This window comes from Mesorhizobium sp. M0626, assembly GCF_040320665.1.
Lineage (GTDB): Bacteria > Pseudomonadota > Alphaproteobacteria > Rhizobiales > Rhizobiaceae > Mesorhizobium.
In genome coordinates, this window is the sequence record NZ_JAMYQD010000015.1 from 136,383 (window position 1) to 159,205 (window position 22,823).

Here is a 22,823-nt window from a genome sequence, read left to right on the forward strand (position 1 = left end):
CGCTATCGGTCCCAGCGGGTCTCGACGGGAGCGGCAGCCCTGTCGCGCGCTTCGCCGACAACTGCCATCAGCGCGCGCAGCACCGCTTCGACGCCCTCGCCGGTGGCCGCCGACAGCAGCATCGGCGCGCGGCCGGCAGCGCGTTTGAGGGACGCAACCTTCTTCTTGCGCTCATCGGCGTCGAGGATATCCACCTGGCTGAGCGCGACGATTTCGACCTTCTCGATCAGCCCATTGCCATAGGCGTCGAGCTCGGCGCGCACGGTCTTGTAGGCTTTGCCCGGGTTTTCCTCCTGCGCCGAGACCAGGTGCAGAAGTACACGCGTGCGCTCGACATGGCCGAGGAAGCGGTCGCCGATGCCGACACCCTCATGCGCGCCCTCGATGAGGCCCGGAATGTCGGCGATGACGAATTCGCGCGCATCGATGCGGGCAACGCCGAGGCCGGGATGCAGCGTGGTGAAGGGGTAGTCTGCGATCTTCGGCTTGGCCGCGGTGACGGTTGCCAGAAAAGTCGACTTGCCTGCATTGGGCAGCCCGACCAGGCCGGCGTCGGCAATCAGCTTCAGCCGCAGCCAGACATTCATCTCTTCGCCGGGCTGGCCGGGATTGGCGCGGCGAGGCGCCTGGTTGGTCGAGGTCTTGAAATGCTGGTTGCCGAAACCGCCATTGCCGCCCTTGGCCAGCAGGAAGCGCTGGCCGACCACGGTCAGGTCGCAGATCAGCGTCTCATTGTCCTCGGCAAACACCTGGGTTCCGGCCGGCACCTTGAGCGTCACATCGGCGCCCTTGGCGCCGGTCATGTTGCGGCCCATCCCGTGGACACCAGTCTTGGCCTTGAAATGCTGCTGATAGCGATAGTCGATCAGCGTGTTGAGACCGTTGACCGCTTCCAGCCAGACATCGCCGCCGCGGCCGCCGTCGCCGCCATCCGGGCCGCCGAACTCGATGAATTTTTCGCGCCGGAACGACACAGAGCCGGCGCCACCGTCGCCGGAGCGGATATAAACCTTGGCTTGATCGAGAAATTTCATTGGACTACGCAGTTTCTGTTGGCCTTGCGGCTTTGCTCTAGATCTTGCGCCTTGCTCTAAACCAAGGCGCGGCCAAGGGCGAGGCCGTTTTGCGACTAAAGCGCCGGATGCCCTTTTGTCGGGGACGCGGTAGCAGTGTTCGCGGACGGAGCTTGAGGGGCGCGGGAATGAAGGTTGTGAGCTACAACATCCAGTACGGTATCGGTCTGGATGGCCGCTACGATCTCGGCCGCATCACCGAGGCGGTTCGCGGCGCCGACGTGATCGCGCTGCAGGAAGTGACCCGCAACAATCCGAGGAACGGCAACCGCGACATGGTCGCCGAGATCGGCGAGGCGCTGCCCGAATATTTTGCCGCCTACGGCAGCAATTTCGAGGTCAATGTCGGCTCGCGCCTGGAGGCCGGCCGCGCCATCACCACCACTTTCCAGCTCGGCAACATGGTGCTGTCGAAGACGCCGATCCATCTGTCGCGCAATCTGCTTTTGCCGCGCAGCCGCAGCCTTGAGGCGATGAACTTCCAGCGCGGCGCACTCGAGGCGCTGGTCGAGACCCCGCTCGGCTTCATCCGCTTCTATTCCACGCATCTTGACCATCGCAGTCCGGTTGAGCGCGCCAGCCAGATCAGGTTCCTGCGCCAGCGCCTGTTGAACTATGCCTTCGAGGGCGGCGGTCTCTCCGGCATTCCCGAGATCGGCCTGCCGGACCTGCCCTATCCCGAAGCCTTCATAGTCATGGGCGACTTCAACATGCTGCCCGGCTCGCCCGAATATGTCGAACTCGTCGGCCGCCCGGACCATGAATTCGGCATGCCGCTGACCGCCGATCTCGCCGTCGACGTCGCCCAGCGCCTGAACACACCAGACGTCGTCACCTGGGTCGATCCCACGCGACCCGAAGACACAAGCCGCCACAAACGCATCGACTACATCTTCACCTCGGCCTCGCTCGCCGGATCGCTGAAGCGCCTGTGGGTCGACCGTGAAGCGGTCGGCTCGGACCATCTCCCGATTTGGGTCGAGATGGGCTGACCGGCGATTGTTCATCTGCCGGCGTTTTTGCGGTCGACGATCGCCATCATGATCGCATCGACGTATCGGCCGTCGATCTTGACCGCGTCACGCTGCACACCCTCGGTGACAAACCCGACCTTGTAGTAGAGGGAGATGGCGCGGGCATTGTCGGAATGCACGGAAAGCTCGATGCGGACGAAGCCGATGTTGCGTGCTTCCGTCAAGGCGGCATTGATAAGCCGCAGTCCCAGACCACGTCCTCGATAGTCCGGCACAATTCCCATTCCAAGGGTGCCGCGATGAGCATGTATCTGCCGGTCATGCCGTGAGATATCGCACCAACCGACAACCTCGCCACGAACAACCGCCACGAACCCTGGGTCGCCTCTCCCGATGCGGTCCACTATGAATGTTCGGGTTTGATCGAGCGGCGGCGCTTCCAGGAAAGACGGGTACTTCCGCTCACGCGCAACGATGTCGAGCGCCTGGTGAAAACTCTCGACATCGCGCGGCGTCATCGGCGCAATCGTGACTGCTTCGATATCGTTGCTATAATCGGCCATCGGCTTGATCGGAACAAACCATCAGAAGTGGACCCAGTTGCGCAGGCTGATCCAGGTCTTTCTGTCCAGCCGGTACCGCTCGACCGGCACCTGGCCGGCGACGATCGAGTTCAGCATGCCCTGGCCGGCATACTGGAAGCCGCATTTGTGGATGACCCGGCGCGAGGCCGGATTGATCACCCGCGTCGAAGCCTGCAGCACCTGGATCGACGTCCGTTGGAAGGCGAGGTCGACCAACGCGTGCGCGGCCTCCGTCGCATAGCCGCGCTTCCAATAGGGCTCGCCGATCCAGTAGCCGAGTTCCAGCCCGCGATCGGTCATGTTGAGGCCGGCGCAGCCGACGAAAATGTCGGTGCCGGCGAGCGTCAGGGCGTAGGCGATGCCGGCCCGGCGCGACCGGGTCATGGCCAGGAAGGCGCGTGCCTCGGCCTCGCCATAGGGGTGCGGCATGCGGGCCAGCATCTCGGCGACATGACGGTTGTCGGCAAGCTCGACCAGTTGCCCGATATCGGCTTCGCGGGGAGCGCGCATCACCAGCCGCTCCGTGGCCAGCACCGGGCAATCTATCGCGTAACTTTCGTCTTCGGTGTCTTCCGCTTCGGCAACCATTCGACGTCCTCCAGGCAAGAAAAAAGGGGAGATGGAAAACCCATCTCCCCTGATCCTTTTCCTGGCTCCATTCACTGGTTTGGCCAGACACCGGTTCCCGAGATGGGCGCCGGTTTTATAGTGCGGAACCGGCTACTCCGCGGCTTTGGTAATCGGGTTGACCGATACGTAGGTTCGGCCGTTGGCTTTTTTGTTGAAGGTGACTGCGCCGGTCTCGAGCGCAAAAAGGGTGTGGTCCGTGCCCATGCCGACATTGACGCCGGGATGCCAGGTGGTGCCGCGTTGACGGATGATGATGTTGCCCGGGATGACGGCTTCGCCGCCGAACTTCTTCACGCCCAGACGCTTGGAATGCGAGTCGCGACCGTTGCGCGACGAGCCGCCAGCTTTCTTGTGTGCCATCTAACTAACTCCGATGCGCCCTGGGGCGCTTGAATGGTCTTATGAACGCGTTCGCGTTCCGTTTCAAGTCCGATCCGGCGACCTTGTCGCCGGTTCGTTTTACTTCTTCGCCAGTTCCTTGGCCTGCTCGCGCCAGTCGTTGATCTGGTCGGTGCTGAAGGGCATGTGCGCGTCGATCTTGGCCACGTCCTTGTCCGACAGCTTGGCAAGCTGGGCGAAGGTGGTGATGCCCTGCTCGTGCAGCTGGCCGGCGGCAACCGGGCCGATGCCCTTGATCACGGCCAAATCGTCCGGCTCGCCCTTCGGCGCCTTGAACAGCGGCGCGGCGACGGCGGTCTCCGTCTTGGCTTCATCCTTCGGAGCAGCCTCGGCTTTGGCTTCCTTCTTCGCCTTGGCTTCCTTCGGCGCGGCCTCAGCCTTCGCCTCGGGCGCTACGTCAGCCTTGACTTCCACCTTGGCTGCGGCCTTCTTGGAAGGCTTGGCGCCACCCAGCAGGATCTCGGCGATCCGCACGGTGGTCAGAAGCTGGCGGTGGCCGATCTTGCGGCGCGAATTCTGCCGGCGGCGCTTCTTGAAAGCGATGACGGTGCGGTTCTTGCCCTGCTCGACGACTTCCGCCGTGACCAGAGCGCCATCGACGAACGGGGCGCCGAAGGTGACATTTTCGCCTTCGCCATGGGCGAGGACGCTGCCGATTTCGACGATATCGCCGACATTGGCTTCGAGCTTCTCGATCTTCAGGAGATCGTTGGCGGCAACGCGATACTGCTTACCGCCCGTTTTAATGACTGCGAACATTTTTTGCCTTTCGCTGTTCGGTCGGCCTCGATGAGCCGCGTCACGCGGTTCGGCCGTCTTTTTGTCAGTCTGCGGGTTCGAAAAACAAGCGGCGTGGAAGAACCCTCCACGCCGATTGCGCGCTTCCCCTAACCGAAGGTTCGGTACGAGTCAAGGCAAACGGGCGGAATCCTTGGCCACGCCGCCTCCTTGCCGCCCCCGATCTCTCCGGTCGAGGACCGGTTGGCCCCATCTGCCGACGTGGCCGCAACGCAGCCCTCCAGACAGAGCCCGCACAGGAAGCTGAATTCCCCCGCGGATTTGGCCTTGTAACCTGCCCGCCCAGCCGTTATCTAGTGCGCCGCGCCGGCAACGGCCGACCATGACCGCGGAGAGGTGGCAGAGTGGTCGAATGCACCGCACTCGAAATGCGGCATGGGTGCAAGCCCATCGGGGGTTCGAATCCCTCCCTCTCCGCCACCCTACGCCCTGCGGGCTTCGGGTGGCAGGCCACCCGGAACCGCATCTGGGCGTAGGAGTGTCGCCCGAAGCTACGAAGTAGCGTAGGGGGACCGGAACGAAGCAGGATGCCCTCCGAAGCTTCAGCGAAGGGGCTGCCGCTAGGCAACAAGGCCTTGCCTCATTTGGTTTACGCCTTCGATCGGGACTGGATGCCCGGTGAGGAAGCCCTGCATCAAATTTACCCCCAGGCGCTGCAGCAATATGTACTGCTCCTCCGTTTCGACGCCCTCGGCGAGCACGACATGGCCGAGATTGCGAAGCAGCCCGACCATGTCCCGCAACAGGCTCAAGCCGCGAGAGGTCTGGCAATCGTGGAGGAAGCTGCGATCGATCTTGACCACGTCGAATTTGAAGCGGCGGAGCCATGTCAGGCCGGCAAATCCCGTTCCGAAATCGTCCAGCCAGATCTGAACGCCGAGTTTTCGCAACCGCTCCACGTTTCTTACCGCTTGCGCCTCCAGAAAGATGTCACTGCCTTCGGTGATTTCGATGGCCAGTTTCTGGGGCGCAAGGCCGTGCCTGCCAAGGATCTCGGTGATCCGGAGTGAAAAGTTGGGAGCCTTGAGCTGAAGAACGGAGACGTTCACCGTCACGACCGAGCCCAATCCATATTCCGCCATGTCACCGCAGGCTCGATCGATCAGCCACGTACCCAGTTCCACGATCGCTCCGGTCTGCTCGGCAACGGGTATGAATACGGACGGACTGATCATGGTGCCGTCGAAGTCGCATACCCGCATCAGACTCTCGTGGCCCAGCACGCGTCCCGACGCCAGCTCGCGAATTGGCTGGTAAGCGACAGAAACGAGCTGGTTGGAAACTGCCACCTTCAGCAGTTCTGAAAGATTTTCGCCGGAGCGATCCTGGCTGGTGGCATGCGGGTCGTAAATCGTGAACGTAGCCCGACCGGCAAACTTGGACGCGTAGAGCGCGCGGTCAGCTTCCTGCAGCAGGATTCTAAGCTCTATGCTCTGATCGGCGCGCGTCAACGACGCCCCGGCACTGATCGTTACGATGTTGAGCTTGTCGCCCCGATCAGGGTGGTAGATATCCAAATCCTCTACAGCGCGACAGAATTTCTTCGTTATCTCATGAAGGTGAGCCCGCCCGGTGACCTTGCAGAGAATGACGAATTCTTCTCCGCCATAGCGGGCCGCGATGGCGTTGTTGGCAGCCGCCATCTCGGAGAGGACATGGGCGAGTTTGATCAGGCAATCGTCGCCGGCCTGATGACCAAGTCCGTCATTGAACCTTTTGAAGTAGTCGACGTCGATCAGAATGAGCCCTATCTCGTCGTCGTCCGCGGCCCAGTCTTCGCGCAGCTCCGAGAATTCTCGAATGATCGCCCTGCGGTTCTTCATTCCCGTGAGCGGATCGGTGTCGGCGATTTCGGTTAGCTTCTGCCCCTTCTTGATAGCAGCCTGCTCCTGGAACTGCGCCCGAAGCGCGTGCAGGAAGGTCTGGTACCGCTCCAGGCTCAGCCGCCACGAAAGATAAAGCGACAAGACGAGGCAGTTCACGAAATAGGCCGACAGCACGATGCGGCCGGCGATGTCGGCCTGAAGGGAGAACATCGCGGCGTACACAAAGCTTGCGGCGACCGTCGCGGAGGCAAGGGCTGAAAGCCAAAAACGGAAGTTGAAGAACAGATTCGCACCCAGGATGAACACTGTGCCAAAAACCATGAAATGGGAGAGGGCATCCTGATGCTCTGTTCCAACAGCGGAGACGAGCCACCCAAGGGCACCGGAGACAATCGCCAGCGCTGCTACAAGGTGCAAGGTGGCAAGGGCAAAGCCCCGTCGGGCGACAAATTCGACAAGCGCCAGGGAAGTGACCCCTAGCGTAACGCGCGTCAAAACAAGCCGGCCGGCGACATCCGGAAAGAGAAACCAATCGAAAAGGCCATAGGCCACATAGCTGAATACAGCAGCCGCAATACCCCATCGCACAAGACTGCGATTCTCATCGGCATCCTTCTGCAGGAACAGTGTCAGGAGTTCCGGATCGGCGGAATGCCACCGCGGACGTCCAATCGCTGCCGCCACCTTCTGGGCAACGTCCTCGCTCAGTTGCATCGCAACGCTCCTCCGCGATCTGCAGTAGCGAATGCAACAGCCGACGTCGCCTGCGGTCGGGGAATGAAGACGTCCCTGTCCGCAAGAAAAGTCAGATGTCGCTAACCGAGGGTAAACGGGCGGTTCGGATTTAGCCAGTTTGCAGGATTGATGGCCATTCCGTTGATTAAAATTTTACTAAAATTTTATTAAAATTGTTAGCATTGGTTGGCGGCGCACCTATGCTGCTGGCCGGGGACCGGGGCGGTAAACCGGAGAGTAAACGGCATGCCTATCAAGCCAAAACTGCAGCTCGACCAATACAGCCTGGTCACCACCAGGCTGATGAAGAAACATGTTGCGACCTCCGAAGAGGCGGCTGACTCCGACGAGTTGAGGGACAGCACGGCCCAGCTCGCCCTGATACTGGACCTTGCTCATCAAGCCTTTGCGCGAAACAAACCGGCCGCCCCCGTCGTCCATCGTTTGGCGGGGCGACTCCACAAGCTCCGCCGGCAGGTTGCTCCCGCGGTTTGGCAGAAACTCGTTCCTTTGGCTCAGCAGCATCGGGTTGCGGAATATTTGCTCCAGGACCCGTTCACGCGGTGGTCGGTCGAAAAACCGCGCGGGTATTCGGGCGATGCAGGCCTGCTGGATATTTACTACAAGCATCCGATCGCCGACGAGATCGTGGCCTCGTCGACCTTACTTGGTCGGCAAATCTATGCGTACACCAGTGAAGCTGCCAGTTCGGTGGCGGGGCGCGAGCGGCGGGATATTCTGGCCAGGACCGTGGACGAGACGGCCAGCAGTGTGGAAAAGGCTGAGGTGCTGGCGATTGCCTGCGGCCACCTCAGGGAAGCCGAACGCTCGGACGCGTTGGCCAGGCATAAACTGCAGCGTTGGATCGGCCTGGATCAGGACCCCGTCAGCGTAGCCACGGTGAACCACGACTTTGCCGGCACGGCAGTCGAGGCAGTCCAGGGTTCCGTACGCGGCATCCTGCGCCGCGCCTACGCCCTTGGCACATTCGATCTAGTCTACGCATCGGGGCTTTACGATTACCTGCCGCGTGCCATCGGCGTCCGCCTGCTTCAAAGAGCCATGGAACTCGTCAAGCCCGGTGGCGAATTCCTGTTTGCCAATTTCAGCGACGAGATAACGACGGATGGTTACATGGAGACTTTCATGGATTGGCCGCTCATCCTACGTTCGGCCGACGATATGTGGGACATCATCAATGCCGCCCTCGGCGGGAGTCCTTTCGACGCGAAAGTCTACTATGGCTCGAACCGGAATATCGTTTACGGCAAGGTGAGGAAGAGCGATCTCTAACTAGGCGCGGGAATCGCGCGCGCATCCCCGTAACAAGGTAGGTCTGCCATGACGAGGCCATGCCTTCGCCGGCTTTCCGGCGACGGGCGAGCAGGTCGTCCGGGCTGCGGGCGGCCTACGCCGTGTTCGTTCTGCTTGCCTCCATACAGATGTGGCGGCGGTTCCAGCAGCACGACGGTGCTGCCCGCTCGGCGGGCTGCGTGTGGCCGTGTTGCTGGCACTGCCGCTGATCGCCAGGCTGTCGGTCGTGCAATGCAACGCGACTGGCCCTGATCCCATTCAGCTCGCAAAATAGCCGGGACGGTCGAGATCGGCGATGAGCCCAAGCCCGGTCGGCTGCCATCCCAGCGCAGTGCGGGTCTGCTCACTTGACGCCGACAAGTCCCTGCCGATGAAATGCCCGAGAAAGCCGAAATGCGCAGCCGCGTCCTCGGGGCCTATGGAAACGACCGGCAGGCCGAGCCGGCGGCCGATGATCTCGGCGATCTCTTTGCTCGCCACGCCCTGTTCGGCAACCGCATGATAGCTGACGCCGCCCGCCCCCTTCTCCACCGCCAGCCTGTACAGGGTGGCGGCGTCGAACCGGTGCACCGCCGCCCAGCAATTTGCGCCGTCGCCGACATAGGCCGAGACGCCCTTTTCACGCGCAATGGCAATCAGCATCGGCACGAAACCGTGATCGCCCTCGCCATGGACGGTAGGCGCCAGCCGCACCGTCGATGCGCGCACCCCGCGCGCTGCGAGCGCCACGGCCGTTGCTTCCGAAGCGCGCGGCATGGCGGCCGATGGAGGCGCGGGTTTGTCGTCTTCGGTTGCCGGCCTTCCCTGCGCAAAACCGGCGAGGCCGGAGGTGACAAGCAGCGGCCGCTCGGAACCCTCGAGCGCCGCGCCGAGCGTTTCGATGGCGCGCTGGTCAACTGCGCAACTGGCGGCGAATCTCGAAAAGTCGTGGTTGAAGGCCGTGTGGATGACGCCATCCGATTGGGCAGCGCCGCTGCGCAGGCTGTCGAAATCCTCGATATCGCCGCGATGCGCCTCGGCGCCCGCGGCCACGATCGACTCCGCACCTGCTTCCGACCGCGCGAGGCCAAGCACCTGATGGCCCGCCCCGAGCAATTCCCGCACAACAGCCGAACCGACAAAACCGGTAGCCCCGGTAACGAACACACGCATGATCATTTCTCCTTGGTTTTCGGCGAAGGCCGTACAGGCAGCCCGTTGCCGAAGGAGATAGAAGGTTGCGATCATACGATCTATACTGTAAAATCCGAGATATCTTCGCAATCGTCCGAGAACGCTCATGGATCCGCTGTCAGACGTGCTGTCGCTACTGAAGCCGCGCAATTACCTGTCGGCTGGGCTGGAAACCGGTGGCGACTGGGCGATCCAGTTCCCTGACCAGCAGGCCGCCATCAAATGCGGCGCCGTGGTGTCCGGCCGATGCTGGCTGTCGGTCGAGGGCGTCCCTGACGCGGTGCGGCTGGACGTGGGCGACTGCTTCCTGTTGCCGCGCGGCCGGCCTTTCCGCCTTGCCAGCGATCTCGGCCTGCCGACGGTCGATGCGCGAACGATCTTTTCACCGGCGCGGACCGGCGGCATCACCGTCCATAATGGCGGCGGCGATTTCCTCCTGGTCAGCAGTCGCTTCACGCTGTCCGGCGACCATGCCGGCATCCTGTTGCGGATGCTGCCGCCCATCGTCCATATCCGCGGCGAGAGCGACCATTCGGCGCTTCGCTGGCCGGTCGAGCGGATGATGCAGGAATTGCGCCAGCGGCGTCCCGGCGGCTTTCTCATCGTCGAGCACCTCGCCCACATGATCCTGATCGAGGCCTTGCGCCTGCATATGACGGCGCAAGGCAATGTCGGCTGGCTGTTCGCACTGACCGACAGGCAGATCGGCGCGGCGATCGGCGCCATGCACGAAGACCCGGCCCATGGCTGGACATTGCAGAAGCTGGCCGAGCGCGCCGGCATGTCGCGATCGACTTTTGCGCTCAGATTCAAGCAGACGGTCGGGGCCTCACCCCTGGATTATCTGACGCGCTGGCGCATGATGCTGGCCGGCGACCGGCTGATGCATTCCGGCGATCCGGTTTCCGTCATCGCCCTGGCGCTCGGCTACGAATCCGAAAGCGCCTTCAGCACGGCATTCAAGCGCGTCATGGGCTGTTCGCCGCGGCAGTACAGCCGCCGGGAGCCGGACCTGACTGCGCAGGCCGAACGCGAAGCCGCCTGAGGCGGCGATCCGATCGCCTTGATCACCTTGCCCTTAAAGGCTGTAGCGCGAACGAAACTCGGTGAACGACATCGCCAGATGGTTCTCGTCCACATGGCCGGTGATTCCGTCCACACTGCGCGAGTCGAGTTGTAGCGGGCGAGCCAGAGCGGACAATTGCCGAAGCCGCTCGGATTTCCCAGCGCGCTTCGACCGCTGCGGCCCTTCTGCTCAGATCGATCCCTTGCTTGCTCCATGGCATGCGCTTGACAATCGACTGATTCGCAACCCTTCGGGAATATAAGTATTTCTGTTAACTTAGGGATAATCGGCAGCAGGAACTAGATTTCAGACGCTCAATTGGCACGAGCAAAATCGCGTTTTTCATGCTTTCAGAATGACTTGCTCGCGTGCTGGCGGTTAACCGGCACCAACTTCTCCGATTTCCTTGCCTCTACGGCTGGGTAGCGCAATAGGGTTAATTGCGCGATTGCTAATATGCCTATATCTTAGGCGGCGCGGGGGGCCTCATATCTCCCCGCAGTGGCCGGTGCGGTGAAGCCCCACAAGCATGCCCAACCTGCACCGGCCATTCCCTATGGCTGGGTATGGTCTTCGCGCTCGGCAACTTTTCCAAGAGCTTCCGTGAAGCCTCTAGGACGCGTCGCGTTTCGGCGATGGTCGATTGCAGGGAGTCCAGTTGGCTCTCCGCTCGGAGCTGGCTACGGCGGGCGCTTTCAATGAACTGGTGGTCAGGTTCCCACCGGTCTTTCATCAGGCTTAGCCTCTCTGCAGACGAACGAACTTGTCGAGATGCAGGCGTATCCGCTGGCCCTCAGCATAGGACAGCGCAAACGGTTCAATCACGAATGATCGGGTAATTTCCTGGTCTTCCTTGGCCACAGGAACGGACCATTCGCCGCCGGTTCGACCACTTCCACGCAAGGCAATGCTTTGCGGATTGGACCCACGTTTCCACCACAGCCTCTATACGAAAAGCAATGGTAACCTCGAGTTTTATACTCCCGTCGAAAGCGGGTTTTCAACAACAAAGATGGTCTGAATCATACCATTCGGCTCAGCGGATCGCGGCTGCCGACGTAGCGTCTCCAAGGCCGAGAAAACCGCCACCCGCGCGCAACAGCGGGTTTCCATAATCACGGCTACATCCGAGAATCGACCGCTTAGATTCAGGAATGTGTGGTTTGTCGTCACGGTTCCATACAATTTGGAAGGCCATTCCCCTACGGCAGGGTAGCGCCAAAATGAAAGGATAAGCGGGCGGGCAAGTTGAAGGCGTACTGATGCCGGATCGGGCTTTGGTCCAGCAACACCCTTTCAGCCTGGCGTCTCGGAAAGGTGCGCGGCAATGGCGCTGACAAAAATCGCGCCGAACTCCTTGAGCTTGGCGGCGCCGACGCCATTCACCCCGGCGAAATCGTCGAGGTCTTGCGGACGACGCTCGGCCATGTCGATCAGTGTACGATCCGAAAACACCACATAGGCCGGCACCTGGCGTTCCTTGGCCAGACGCAGCCGCAGCGTCTTGAGCGCCGCGAGCAGCGACGCATCTACATTTTCGCTCTGGGGGCTCTGCCCGGCGCGAGCCGCGCGGCGCGCGGCGCGCGTGCGCATCTCGACCCGATACTGGAACGGCACCTCGCCCCGGCCGAGTGCGTGGCCCTTGTCCGCGATGGCCAACCCGCCATGGCCGGCCGGGTCCGGCATCAGGAAACCGTTCGCGACCAGCTGGCGAATCATAGATTGCCAAAAATCCTTCTTGTGCGCGGTGCCATTGCCGAAGGCTGCCAGCCTGTGATGCCCCCTTGCCGCGATCTTTTCAGTCTCGTGGCCGATGAGGATGTCGATGACATGGCCGGCGCCGAAGCGCTCGCCGCTCTGCGCCACCGCCGCCAGGATGAGGCGCGCCTCGGCGGTGCCGTCGGTGCGCGGCGCCTGTTCCAGGCAATTGTCGCAATTGCCGCAAGGGACCGCCTCTTCACCGAAATAACCGAGCAGCACCTGGCGGCGGCACTCGGCCGTCTCGCAATAGCCGATCAGCGTATCGAGCCGGCCATGCGAGCGGCGCTTGTGCTCAACGGCTGCGTCCTCGTCGTCGATGAACATGCGGCGCATGCGGATATCGCCGAGGCCGTAAAGCATATGCGCCTCAGCCGCCCGCCCGTCACGACCGGCACGGCCGATCTCCTGGTAATAGGCTTCCAGGCTGCCGGGCAGATCGGTGTGGAAGACATAGGCGACATCAGGCTTGTCGATCCCCATGCCGAAGGCGATGGTCGCCACCATGACGACGCCCGACAGGGTCATGAAGGCGTTTTGATTCGCATCGCGCGCCTCCTTGCTCATCCCGGCGTGATAGGCGAGCGCGGTCACGCCGTTCTTTTCGAGAAACGCCGCCATCTCTTCGGTCTTCTTGCGCGACAGGCAATAAACGATGCCGCTGCGTCCCTGATGGCGCCCGATGAAATTGAGCAACTGCCGCTTGCTGTCCTGTTTGGGCTCGATGGCAAGCTTGATGTTGGGCCGGTCGAAGCCAAGCACCTGCGTTTCGACACGCCCGCCAAACAGCCGTCTCTCGATGTCTGCCCGCGTCGTCTCGTCCGCCGTCGCCGTCACCGCAATGATCGGTACGTCGGGAAAGATGCCACGCAGTTGCGAAAGGTCTTCATATTCGCGCCGGAACGCCGGCCCCCACTGCGAAATGCAATGCGCCTCGTCGATGGCGATCAGGCTGACATCGAGCCTGGCAAGCGCATCCAGCATCCGCTCGGTCATCAGCCGTTCCGGCGCGAGGTAGAGCAGCCGCGTCTGGCCCGACGCGACGCGGCGCCATGCCGCGACATTGGCATCACGGTCGATCGAGGAATTGATCGTATCGGCGGCGACGCCGGCGAGGCGCAGTGCCGCGACCTGATCCTGCATCAGCGCCACCAGCGGCGAAACGACAATGGTCAGCCCACCCTTGACCAGCGCCGGAACCTGGTAGCACAGCGATTTGCCGGCACCCGTTGGCATGACGGCCAGCACATGGCGGCCGCCAAGCAGCGCCTCCATCACCGCGGCCTGTCCGGGACGGAAATCGTCGAAGCCGAACACGTCCTTGAGGACGCGCCGTTTGGGATCGTGCGTCGGCACGCTTGTCATCGATATCTGCATCACTGATGTTTTTGCGATCGGCCGCCCGAAGCAGCGGCGTGGCCAGAACGATTAGCGCAGCCCCTGCGTGACCACAACAAGCAGCAGCAACACCCCACCGGCGATCGACCTGATTGGCATCGTTAAACCTATCTTCACCATGTTGCGGCACCGTCCAACCCTGCGGCGATGTTTCGAGTACCGCTGCGCCACGAGCGCACAGGCAACAGCCCGCGCCTCCCCAGGAGGCGCGGGTTTCCTGTTTCTGGAATTGCCGAAAAAGGTTCAGGCCAGGAAATCGGCGCGGTGCGGGGTAAAGCTGTCGACCAGGCGCCCGGCCTCCAGCGCCTTGACGCCGTGCACCAGATTGGACGGCACGATGAAGCTGCCGCCGGTCTCGATGGTCGCGGTGCGGCCGTCGATGGTCACCTCGAAGCGAGCTTCGGCGACATAGCTGGCCTGGACATGCGGGTGCGAATGCAGTGCGCCGACGCCGCCCTTGTCGAAGCCGAACTCGACCATCATCAGCTCATCGGTGGAGACGAGAACGCGGCGTCTGTTGCCGTCCGGCGTCGGCGTCCAGGCGCTCTCGCCGGGCTGTGCGAAAATCTTGGCTTCAATCATGACCATCTCCTCATCGCGCCAGCCAGCCGCCGTCCACGGGAACCACCGCGCCATGCATATAGTCGGACGCCGGCGCCAGCAGGAACACGGCGGCATCGCCTATGTCTTCCGGCCCGCCCCAACGTCCCGCCGGAATGCGCGCCAGGATGGCAGCACTGCGGTCGGGATCGGCGCGCAACCCCTCGGTGTTGTTGGTTTCGATATAGCCGGGCGCAATCGCGTTGACGTTGATGCCTTTTGCCGCCCATTCGCAGGCCAGCAGCCGGGTTATGCCGAGCGCGCCATGTTTCGACGCGGTGTAGGACGCGACGCGGATGCCGCCCTGGAAACTCAGCACCGAGGCGATGTTGACGATCTTGCCGCGCCGCCTCGGGTCGGTCAGCACGCGCCTGGCAAAACCTTGGCTGAGAAAGAATAGCGTCTTCAGATTGACGTCGATGACGTCGTCCCAGTCGGCCTCGGAGAAATCGACCGCATCGGCGCGGCGGATGATGCCGGCATTGTTGACCAGCCCGTCGATCGGGCCGGTCTTTTCCCAGACCTGGTCGAGCATCGCCTTGGCGGCCGCATGGTCGGCAAGATCGCATCGCACCGCCTCGAACTGGCCACCGGCTTCCGCGACTTGTCTTTCCGTGTCGTCCATCGCCGAGCGGCCGACACCGATGACGGTGCCGCCGGCGCGCGCGATCGAGCCGGCGATGCCCTGGCCGATGCCGGTGTTCGCGCCGGTGACCAGGATACGCTTGCCGGCCAGGCTGAAGGAGGAAGGGCCGCTCAACGCAATTCACCCAGCGGCACCGGGTCGACATCGGTGTAGTCGACATTGTCGCCGGCCATCGCCCAGATGAAGGCATAGTTCGAGGTGCCGGCCCCCGAATGGATCGACCAGCCCGGCGACAGCACCGCCTCCTCGTTAGCCATCACCAGATGCCGCGTTTCGTCCGGCTCGCCCATGAAATGGAAGACGCGCGCCGTCTCCGGCAGGTCGAAATAGAGATAGGCCTCCATGCGCCGGTCATGCACATGGCAAGGGATAGTGTTCCACACCGAGCCCGGCGCCAGCTGCGTCATGCCCACGACCAGCTGGCAGGTCTTGACGCCATCGGCATGGATGAACTGGAAGATCGAGCGCTCATTGCAGGTTTCCTTGCTGCCGAGGTCGAGCCGCTTGGCGTCGCCGATGCGGATCAGCCGGTTGGGATGGGTGTGATGCGCCGGGGCGCTGAGCAGATAGAATTTGGCCGGCGCTGCCTTGTCGGCCGACGCGAACGACACGTCGGTGCTGCCCATGCCGAGATAGAGCATGTCACGTGCCTGCAACTGGTGGGTCTCGCCATTTGCCGTCACCGAGCCGGCGCAGCCGATGTTGACGATGATCAGCTCGCGGCGGTCGAGAAAATTCCTGGTCCCCGTTGGCTTGATCGCTTCCAGCGGCAGCGCTGTCCCTTCCGGCACGGCGCCGCCGACGATCATGCGGTCATAATGGGCATAGGTCAGGCTGACGCGTCCCGGCTGGAACAGGTCGTCAATATGGAAGTTGTGCCGCAGTTCGTCGGTGCCCATAGAAGCCGCGGCAACCGGGTCGATGGCGAAACGCGAGGTGAAATCGGTATGCGGGTGACTTTGAGACATTACTGCTCCGGCTGAAATGGTTATTCGGATGCCGTCGCCCTGACCGAGTCGGCATAAAAGACCTGGCGGGCGTGCAGGCGCTCGCGGTAGCGCTGCTGGCTGGCGGTGAGATGGGTGCGCATCGCCTCGCGCGCGGCTTCGGCGTCGCCTGACGTGATCGCATTCAGGATCACCAGATGCTCGCGCTGCAGCCCGCGCTGATAGCTGTCGGATTGCACAAGTTCCGTCGACCAGGGCGAGGTCACGTCGCAGGGAATGGCGCGGCGTCCGAGCACATCGAGCATCTCGACATAGAACGGGTTGTTGGTGGCGCTGGCGATCGCACGGTGGAAGGCGAGATCGGCCGGACCGGTCGGCTCGCTGTTGAGAAGCAGCCGTTCGAATTCGAAGAACGCTTCCTGGATCGCTGCTTCCTGCGCGGCGTTGCGGCGAATGGCGGCGAGCCCGGCCGATTCGATTTCGACGGCCAGGCGCACTTCGAGCACATTGAGCGCGATGGAATCCTTGCTGCCCATGTCGGCGGCGAGCGCGCCGAACATCGTTGAGATGTGCTCGGTGACGAACACGCCTGCGCCCTGGCGCGCCTCGACCAGCCCGTCGGCGGCGAGCTTGGCCAGCGCTTCGCGGATGACGGTGCGGCTGACGCCGAAGGTCTCGGTCAGCTGGCCCTCGGTCGGCAATTTGTGGCCGGGCAGGATCTCGCCCGCCTGCAACTGCTTGCGGATCGCCGCAACGACGGTCTCCGACAGTTTGGGTTTTCTCTCGACCCTGAGATCAACAGCGCTATCCGATGCCATATCGCACCCCTGTTTGAAGACGCCTATTTGAACACGCTCGGCAACCAGAGCGAAATCGCCGGAATATAGGTCACCAGCCCCAGAACCACGATGCCCGCGCCATAGAACGGCCAGATCGAGCGCATCGCTTCCCAGACCGTAATCTTGCCGACGGCACAGGCGACGAACTGCACCGTGCCGACCGGTGGCGTGTTGAGGCCAATGCCGAGATTGAGGATGGTGATGACGCCGAAATGCACGGGGTCGACGCCGTAATGGGTGACCAGCGGCAGGAAGATCGGCGTGCAGATGATGATCATCGGCCCCATGTCCATGAAGGTGCCGAGCAGCAGCATCAAGACGTTGAGCAGAAGCAGCACCACCAGCGGATCGGTGGAGATGGCGTTCATGCCTGCGATCAGCAACACCGGCACTTTGAGATAGGCCATCAGCCAGCTGAACGAGGCCGCCGTGCCGATGATCAGCAGCACCATTGAGGTCGTGCGCACCGCGCCCTTTGTGGCATGGACGAAATCGCCCCAGGCCATCGACCGGTAGACGAAGACGGTGACCAGCAAAGCGTAGATGATGGCGATGCAGGAGCTTTCCGTCGCCGTGAAAATGCCCGAGCGAACGCCGCCGAAGATGATCCCGATGAGCAGAAGTCCGGGGATGGCGATGACCGCCAGCTGGCCGACACGCGAGAAGCCGGGAAAAGCCTCGACCGGGTAGCCGCGGCTGCGGGCGACGAAATAGGCGGTGACCATCAGCGAAGCGGCGAACAGCAGACCAGGCAGGATACCGGCGGTGAACAGGTCGGCGATCGAAATCTTGCCGCCGCCGGCGATCGAATAGATGATCATGTTCTGCGACGGCGGCAGAAGCAGCGCGATCAGCGCCGCCATCGAGGTGACGTTGACGGCATAGTCGGCTCCGTAGCCGCGCGCTTTCATCTGCGGGATCATCAGCCCGCCGACGGCAGCGGCTTCCGCCACAGCCGAGCCGGAAATGCCGCCGAACAACGTCGCGGCGATGATGTTGACCTGACCGAGCCCACCGCGGACATGACCGACCAGCGAGCCGGCAAAGGAAACGATGCGCTGCGCGATGCCGCCGCGCACCATCAGGTCGCCGGCAAAGATGAAGAACGGGATCGCCATCAGCGAGAACGCCGACATGCCCGACTTCAATTGCTGGAACACCACCAGGGGCGGCAGGCCGAGATAAAGCACGGTGGCGAAGGACGCCGCACCCAGGCAAAAGGCGATCGGCGTGCCGGCAAACATCAAAAGCGTGAAGACGCCAAACAGGATCCAGAGTTCCATCTAGGCCTCCTGCACGGCCGGCATTTCCGGCACTTCTTCGAGATTGATATCCTTGTCGATGTCGGCGCCGGACCAGCGCAGCGCGATGCGTTCGGCCGAGAACAGGCAGATCAGAAAGCCGCCGGCAACCAGCGGCAGATAGTCGAAACCGCCGGGAAGTTCGAGCGCCGGGATGACAGTGTGCCAGGTCAGCCCGACCAGCTTGCAGCCGTACCAGACCATGCCGAAGCCGAAGCCGAACGCGATCAGGTCGGACAGGGTGCGCAGCGCCCATTTGCTGCCCTTGGGCAGGATATAGAGCAGCACGTCGAAGCCCATATGGTAATTCTCGCGCACGCCGACGGCAGCGCCCAGGAAGATGAACCAGTTCATCAGCATGATGGCGGTGACTTCGGTCCAGCTCGGTGACGCGTTGAGCACGAAGCGGGAAAACACCTGGTAGGCAACAAGCGCGGTCATGGCGACCATCCCGATGCCCGCGAGATAGAGCGCACCGTCGCAAATCTTCGAAAGCACCGCGCTGAAGCGCGGTGGCGCTCCGCTCCTGGCCGTTCCCGCAGTCATCCGATCCTCCCGGTCTTTCCGTCCCCTAAAAGCGATTGGCGGGGCGGCGCCATGCCGCCCCGCCAGAAAATCACTTGGTCGCCTGGATGCGCGTCGCGAGGTCCTTGAGCTCCGGCGTCTTCAGATACTTGTCGTAGACCGGCTTCATCGCATCGATCAGCGGCTGCTTGTCGATCTCGCTGACCTTGACGCCGGCCTTCTCGACGATCTCTCGCGACTTCTTCTCCTGCGCGTCCCACAATTCGCGCATCTTGACGACGCTATCCTTGGCCGCCTGCTTGACGATCGCCTGGTCTTCCGGCGTCAGTCTGTCCCAGCTCGATTTCGACATCACCAGCACTTCCGGCACGATCTGGTGCTGGTCGACGGTATAGTGCTTGGCGACTTCGTAGTGCTTGGCGGATTCGAAGCTGGGCCAGTTGTTCTCGGCGCCGTCGATGACGCCGGTTTCGAGCGCCGAATAGACCTCGCCATAGGCCATCGGCGTGGCGTTTGCGCCAAGCGCGTTGACCATGTCGACGAACACGTCGGACTGGATGACGCGGAACTTCATGCCTTTCAGATCGGCGATCGAGGTGATGTCCTTCTTGGTGTTGTAGAAGGAACGGGCGCCGGAATCGTAGAAGGCAAGGCCGACCAGATCATGCGTCTCGAAGGCCTTGAGGATCTCGTCGCCGATCGGCCCGTCCATGACATGGCGCATGTGCTCGACCGAACGGAACATGTAGGGCAGCGACGGCACCGCGGTTTCCGGCACGATGCCGTTGAACGGACCCATCGAGACGCGGTTCAGATCGATGACACCGGTCTGCGTCTGCTCGATCGTGTCTTTTTCCTCGCCGAGCTGCGCCGAATGATAGACCTCGACCGAATAGCGGCCGGCGGTGCGCTCCTTGATGAGCTCGCCGAGATATTTGACCGCCTCGACGGTCGGATACCCGTCCGGATGGGTGTCGGCCGAGCGCAGTACGGTCTGGGCGCCGGCAACGCCGATCATCAGCGAGCCGAAGGCGAATGTGGCTGCCATCAGTTTTGAAAAATGCAACATGACTGTCTTCCTCCCTTTTAAAATTCCACGCGCCCGGCTCACAGCCGGTACGCCTTCTTGGCAAGCGTGTAGGCAAGCTCCCGCGCCAGCTCATGCGCCTCGTCCTCACGCAGCCGGTGCTCGGCGACGAGACGGGCGAGAAAGGCGCAGTCAACCCGGCGCGCCACATCGTGACGGGCGGGAATCGACGGAAAGGCACGGGTGTCATCGTTGAAGCCGACGGTGTTGTAGAAGCCGGCGGTCTCGGTGGTCATCTCGCGGAACCGACGCATGCCTTCCGGACTGTCGTGGAACCACCAGGCCGGCCCGAGCTTCAACGCCGGATAGACGCCGGCCAGCGGCGCCAGTTCGCGCGCGTAGCTGGTCTCGTCGAGCGTGAACAGAATGATGGAGAGGTCGCGCTCCAGCCCGACGCAGTCGAGCAAGGGTTTGAGCGCCGCGGCATAGTCGGTGCGGGTCGGAATATCGAAGCCTTTGTCGCGGCCGAATTTTTGGAAAACACCAGGCGAGTGGTTGCGCCAGGAGCCGGGATGGATCTGCATGACCAGCCCGTCGTCGCGGCTCATCTTGGCCATTTCGGTCAGCATCTGGGCGCGAAACAGCTTGCGCTCGCGCTCGTCGTCCGAGCCGCGGCGGATGCGGTTGAACAGCTCTTCCGCCGCCGCATCGGAAAGATTGGCGGTCTCGGCCGTCGGATGGCCGTGGTCCGACGAGGTTGCGCCGAAGCTTTTGAAGAAGGCGCGGCGCTGGCGATGCGCGTCGAGATAGCCGGCCCATGTGCCGGTGTCGCAGCCGGCGATCTCGCCCAGACGATCGAGATTGGCCGAAAATCCTTCGAAGTCGGGATCGACGACGGCATCCGGCCTGTAGGCAGTGATGACGCGGCCCTGCCAGCCGCTGTCGCGGATCGTCTTGTGCCATTGGAGATCGTCGAGTGCGCCCTCGGTCGTCGCGATGACCTCGATGTTGAAGCGCTCGAACAGCGCGCGTGGGCGATAATCGTCGCGCTGCAAAAGCGCCGCGATGGTGTCGTAATGGCGGCTAGCGGTGCTGGCGTTGAGCGGCTCTTCGATGCCGAACAGATGCTCGAGCACATGGTCGAGCCACAACCGCGTCGGCGTGCCGCGGAAGAGGTAATAGTGCTCGGCGAAGCGCCGCCAGATCGCCCTGGGATCGGTCTCGACCGGCGAGCCGTCGAGGGTCAGGACGCCGAGATCTTCCAGCCGCACGCCCTGGCTGAACAGCATACGGAAAATGTAGTGGTCGGGCACCACCAGCAATTGCGCGGGATCGGGGAATGGCTCGTTGAGCGCATACCAACGCGGATCGGTGTGGCCGTGCGGGCTGATGATCGGCAGGTCCTTGATGCCGGCATGGAGATCGCGCGCGATCGACAGCGCGCGCCCTTCGGCGGCAAAAAGCAGATCCGGATCGGTCAGTCCCGCCACGTCGTTCCTCCCAGGGGCGATATCGGTAGGATTGGAAAGAAATAATGTCAACATACAAAAACTGGATTGTTGTATGATGACTTTTAACCGGCGTCAGGTCATTGTGCGGCGGAAGAGCGGATGTTACGCCGCTAGCAGATCCCGCCCCGCACACCATCCAGCGACAAGCCGCGCCCAACAAGCCAAGCCATGACCAGCAGACGCCTTTCCAACGCAACAGTGCAATCCTTGCCGGCCTCGGTCGCGGTCCCCCCCTATGATCGCGCCAGTGTCGCCCCAGGCATCGTCCATCTCGGCGTTGGAGCCTTCCACCGTGCCCATCAGGCCGCCTATGTCGATGACTGCCTAGCGGCCGGCGAGACCGGCTGGGGCATTGTCGGCGTCTCGCTGCGCAGCCCCGACACGCGCGATGCGCTGACGCCACAGGACGGGCTCTACACGCTGGCGGTGCGCGGCAGCGATGGCGAAGCGCTGCACATTATCGGCTCGATCCAGTCGATGCTGGTCGCGCCGGAAGACCCCGGCGCGGTGCTGGCCGCGCTGACCGACCCGCGCACCCGCATCGTCACCCTGACCATCACCGAAAAGGCCTATCTCAGGGCCGCCGACGGCAGCCTCGACGAAAACCATCCCGATATCGTCCACGATCTGGGCAATCCCGGATCTCCCAGGACAGCGCATGGATTCCTGGCGGAAGCGCTGGTGCGACGCCGGGCCGCCGGCACGCCGCCCTTCACCGTGCTTTGCTGCGACAACCTGCCGGCCAATGGCGCCACGCTGCACCGGCTGCTGGTCGGGTTTGCAAAACTGCGCGATGCCGGCGCTGCTGCTTCAGGCGACGCTGCCCTCGCCGGTCATATAGCCGATGACGTTGCATTCCCATCGAGCATGGTCGACCGCATCGTGCCGGCAACCACCGATGCCGACCGGGCGCGCATCGCGGTCGAACTCGGCCTCGAGGACGCCTGGCCGGTGATGACCGAACCGTTCCGGCAATGGGTGATCGAAAACAGGTTTCCAGCCGGCCGCCCGGCCTGGGAGAAATTCGGCGTCACCATGGTCGAGGATGTCCGGCCGTTCGAGGACATGAAGCTTCGGCTGCTCAACGGCGCCCATTCGGGCATCGCCTATATCGGCCTGCTCAGCGGCCACGTCACCGTCGACCGCGCCTTCGCGGATCCCGCGATCCGCGCGTTCGTCGACCGGCTCTGGGCCGAGGCCATCCCGACATTGCCTGGGGATGCCGGGCTCGACACGTCAGCCTATACGGCCGAACTTGCCGAACGTTTCTCCAACACCGCGCTGGCCCACCGCACCGCGCAGATCGCCAATGACGGCAGCCAGAAATTGCCGCAGCGCATTGTCGCTACCGCCATCGAGTGCATCCAGGCCGGCCTGGTCCCGGAGCATCTGACGCTGGTGATCGCCGCCTGGATCGCCGCCTGCGAGGCGCGCGGCAAGGACCTGCCGGAAGCCCACTTTACCGATCCGCTCGACGCGGCGCTGGCGGCGCTCGACGAACGACGGATGCTGGAACGAGTAGCGGCGGTGTTCGACTGGGCCGGCTTCGCCAGCGGCAAGCCCGAGCGGCAGACGCTGATCGAACTGGTCGCCGCTCATCGCGAGCATATCCTGCAAGGCGGGATCGTGCTTGCGCTCTCAGCGCTCGGCATACCGGAGCCGACAAACGTAGGCTGAAGCTGGTCCGGAACCGCCCATT

The 22,823-nt window shown here is 62.8% G+C and carries 20 protein-coding genes and 1 tRNA gene; 5 read left to right on the forward strand and 16 right to left on the reverse strand.

Annotated elements, in window-relative coordinates; genetic code table 11:
- Positions 1–2: 2 nt before the first annotated feature.
- Complete coding sequence (gene obgE / locus NKI37_RS20405) at positions 3–1,034, reverse strand: GTPase ObgE (protein WP_023668691.1); 1,032 nt, start codon at positions 1,032–1,034, stop codon at positions 3–5.
- A gap of 167 nt (positions 1,035–1,201) precedes the next feature.
- Here obgE and NKI37_RS20410 point away from each other — a divergent pair, with 167 nt between their 5' ends.
- Complete coding sequence (locus tag NKI37_RS20410; protein WP_023700238.1) at positions 1,202–2,065, forward strand: endonuclease/exonuclease/phosphatase family protein; 864 nt, start codon at positions 1,202–1,204, stop codon at positions 2,063–2,065.
- Between the two features lie 11 nt (positions 2,066–2,076).
- Here the strand turns inward: NKI37_RS20410 and NKI37_RS20415 are convergent, their stop codons facing one another.
- The 4 genes from NKI37_RS20415 to NKI37_RS20430 form a co-directional block, all read right to left on the reverse strand.
- Complete coding sequence (locus NKI37_RS20415) at positions 2,077–2,610, reverse strand: GNAT family N-acetyltransferase (protein ID WP_023726145.1); 534 nt, start codon at positions 2,608–2,610, stop codon at positions 2,077–2,079.
- Positions 2,611–2,631: 21 nt separating this feature from the next.
- The gene (locus tag NKI37_RS20420) at positions 2,632–3,219 is read right to left on the reverse strand and encodes a GNAT family N-acetyltransferase (RefSeq protein WP_023726144.1); all 588 of its coding nucleotides are present in this window, start codon (positions 3,217–3,219) and stop codon (positions 2,632–2,634) included.
- 132 nt (positions 3,220–3,351) lie between these two features.
- Positions 3,352–3,621, reverse strand: coding sequence for a 50S ribosomal protein L27 (gene rpmA, locus NKI37_RS20425; protein WP_015315190.1), 270 nt, complete (start codon positions 3,619–3,621; stop codon positions 3,352–3,354).
- 99 nt (positions 3,622–3,720) lie between these two features.
- On the reverse strand, positions 3,721–4,419 hold the full coding sequence (locus NKI37_RS20430) for a 50S ribosomal protein L21 (protein WP_023726143.1): 699 nt from the start codon (positions 4,417–4,419) through the stop codon (positions 3,721–3,723).
- A gap of 369 nt (positions 4,420–4,788) precedes the next feature.
- Here NKI37_RS20430 and NKI37_RS20435 point away from each other — a divergent pair.
- A tRNA-Ser gene (locus tag NKI37_RS20435) sits at positions 4,789–4,878 on the forward strand.
- A 140-nt stretch (positions 4,879–5,018) separates the two neighbouring features.
- Here NKI37_RS20435 and NKI37_RS20440 read toward each other — a convergent pair.
- Positions 5,019–6,998: a putative bifunctional diguanylate cyclase/phosphodiesterase gene (locus tag NKI37_RS20440; RefSeq protein ID WP_023726142.1), complete on the reverse strand. Its 1,980-nt coding sequence runs from the start codon at positions 6,996–6,998 to the stop codon at positions 5,019–5,021.
- A gap of 267 nt (positions 6,999–7,265) precedes the next feature.
- Here NKI37_RS20440 and NKI37_RS20445 point away from each other — a divergent pair, with 267 nt between their 5' ends.
- Positions 7,266–8,312: a class I SAM-dependent methyltransferase gene (locus NKI37_RS20445; protein WP_352787081.1), complete on the forward strand. Its 1,047-nt coding sequence runs from the start codon at positions 7,266–7,268 to the stop codon at positions 8,310–8,312.
- A 279-nt stretch (positions 8,313–8,591) separates the two neighbouring features.
- Here the strand turns inward: NKI37_RS20445 and NKI37_RS20450 are convergent, their stop codons facing one another.
- Positions 8,592–9,485, reverse strand: a complete 894-nt coding sequence (locus NKI37_RS20450) for an SDR family oxidoreductase (protein ID WP_352761102.1) — start codon at positions 9,483–9,485, stop codon at positions 8,592–8,594.
- A 127-nt stretch (positions 9,486–9,612) separates the two neighbouring features.
- On the opposite strand from NKI37_RS20450, the gene NKI37_RS20455 reads away from it, so the two are divergent.
- Positions 9,613–10,551, forward strand: a complete 939-nt coding sequence (locus tag NKI37_RS20455) for an AraC family transcriptional regulator (protein ID WP_023668685.1) — start codon at positions 9,613–9,615, stop codon at positions 10,549–10,551.
- A 1,317-nt stretch (positions 10,552–11,868) separates the two neighbouring features.
- Here the strand turns inward: NKI37_RS20455 and recQ are convergent.
- The 9 genes from recQ to uxaC all read right to left on the reverse strand — a co-directional run bounded on the left by recQ (position 11,869) and on the right by uxaC (position 21,103).
- Positions 11,869–13,695 (reverse strand): DNA helicase RecQ, encoded by a 1,827-nt coding sequence (recQ, locus tag NKI37_RS20460; protein ID WP_245270978.1) that lies wholly within the window; start codon positions 13,693–13,695, stop codon positions 11,869–11,871.
- A 276-nt stretch (positions 13,696–13,971) separates the two neighbouring features.
- The gene (locus tag NKI37_RS20465) at positions 13,972–14,310 is read right to left on the reverse strand and encodes a cupin domain-containing protein (RefSeq protein ID WP_352787084.1); all 339 of its coding nucleotides are present in this window, start codon (positions 14,308–14,310) and stop codon (positions 13,972–13,974) included.
- Between the two features lie 10 nt (positions 14,311–14,320).
- A complete protein-coding gene (gene kduD / locus NKI37_RS20470; protein WP_023742216.1) occupies positions 14,321–15,088 on the reverse strand; it encodes a 2-dehydro-3-deoxy-D-gluconate 5-dehydrogenase KduD in 768 nt (255 codons plus the stop codon).
- Entirely contained in the window at positions 15,085–15,942 is an 858-nt protein-coding gene (gene kduI, locus NKI37_RS20475; RefSeq protein WP_352787086.1) for a 5-dehydro-4-deoxy-D-glucuronate isomerase, read from the reverse strand. The genes kduD and kduI overlap by 4 nt, the downstream gene beginning before the upstream one ends.
- A 20-nt stretch (positions 15,943–15,962) precedes the next feature.
- Positions 15,963–16,739, reverse strand: a complete 777-nt coding sequence (locus NKI37_RS20480) for a FadR/GntR family transcriptional regulator (protein WP_023684107.1) — start codon at positions 16,737–16,739, stop codon at positions 15,963–15,965.
- Between the two features lie 23 nt (positions 16,740–16,762).
- Positions 16,763–18,043, reverse strand: coding sequence for a TRAP transporter large permease (locus NKI37_RS20485; RefSeq protein ID WP_023684106.1), 1,281 nt, complete (start codon positions 18,041–18,043; stop codon positions 16,763–16,765).
- Entirely contained in the window at positions 18,044–18,607 is a 564-nt protein-coding gene (locus NKI37_RS20490) for a TRAP transporter small permease (protein WP_023668678.1), read from the reverse strand. It lies immediately after the preceding gene.
- Positions 18,608–18,677: 70 nt separating this feature from the next.
- Positions 18,678–19,655, reverse strand: a complete 978-nt coding sequence (locus NKI37_RS20495; protein ID WP_023684104.1) for a TRAP transporter substrate-binding protein — start codon at positions 19,653–19,655, stop codon at positions 18,678–18,680.
- A gap of 38 nt (positions 19,656–19,693) precedes the next feature.
- Positions 19,694–21,103, reverse strand: a complete 1,410-nt coding sequence (gene uxaC, locus NKI37_RS20500) for a glucuronate isomerase (RefSeq protein WP_352787089.1) — start codon at positions 21,101–21,103, stop codon at positions 19,694–19,696.
- Between the two features lie 189 nt (positions 21,104–21,292).
- Here uxaC and NKI37_RS20505 point away from each other — a divergent pair, with 189 nt between their 5' ends.
- Positions 21,293–22,801, forward strand: coding sequence for a mannitol dehydrogenase family protein (locus NKI37_RS20505; RefSeq protein ID WP_023688888.1), 1,509 nt, complete (start codon positions 21,293–21,295; stop codon positions 22,799–22,801).
- Positions 22,802–22,823: the final 22 nt, after the last annotated feature.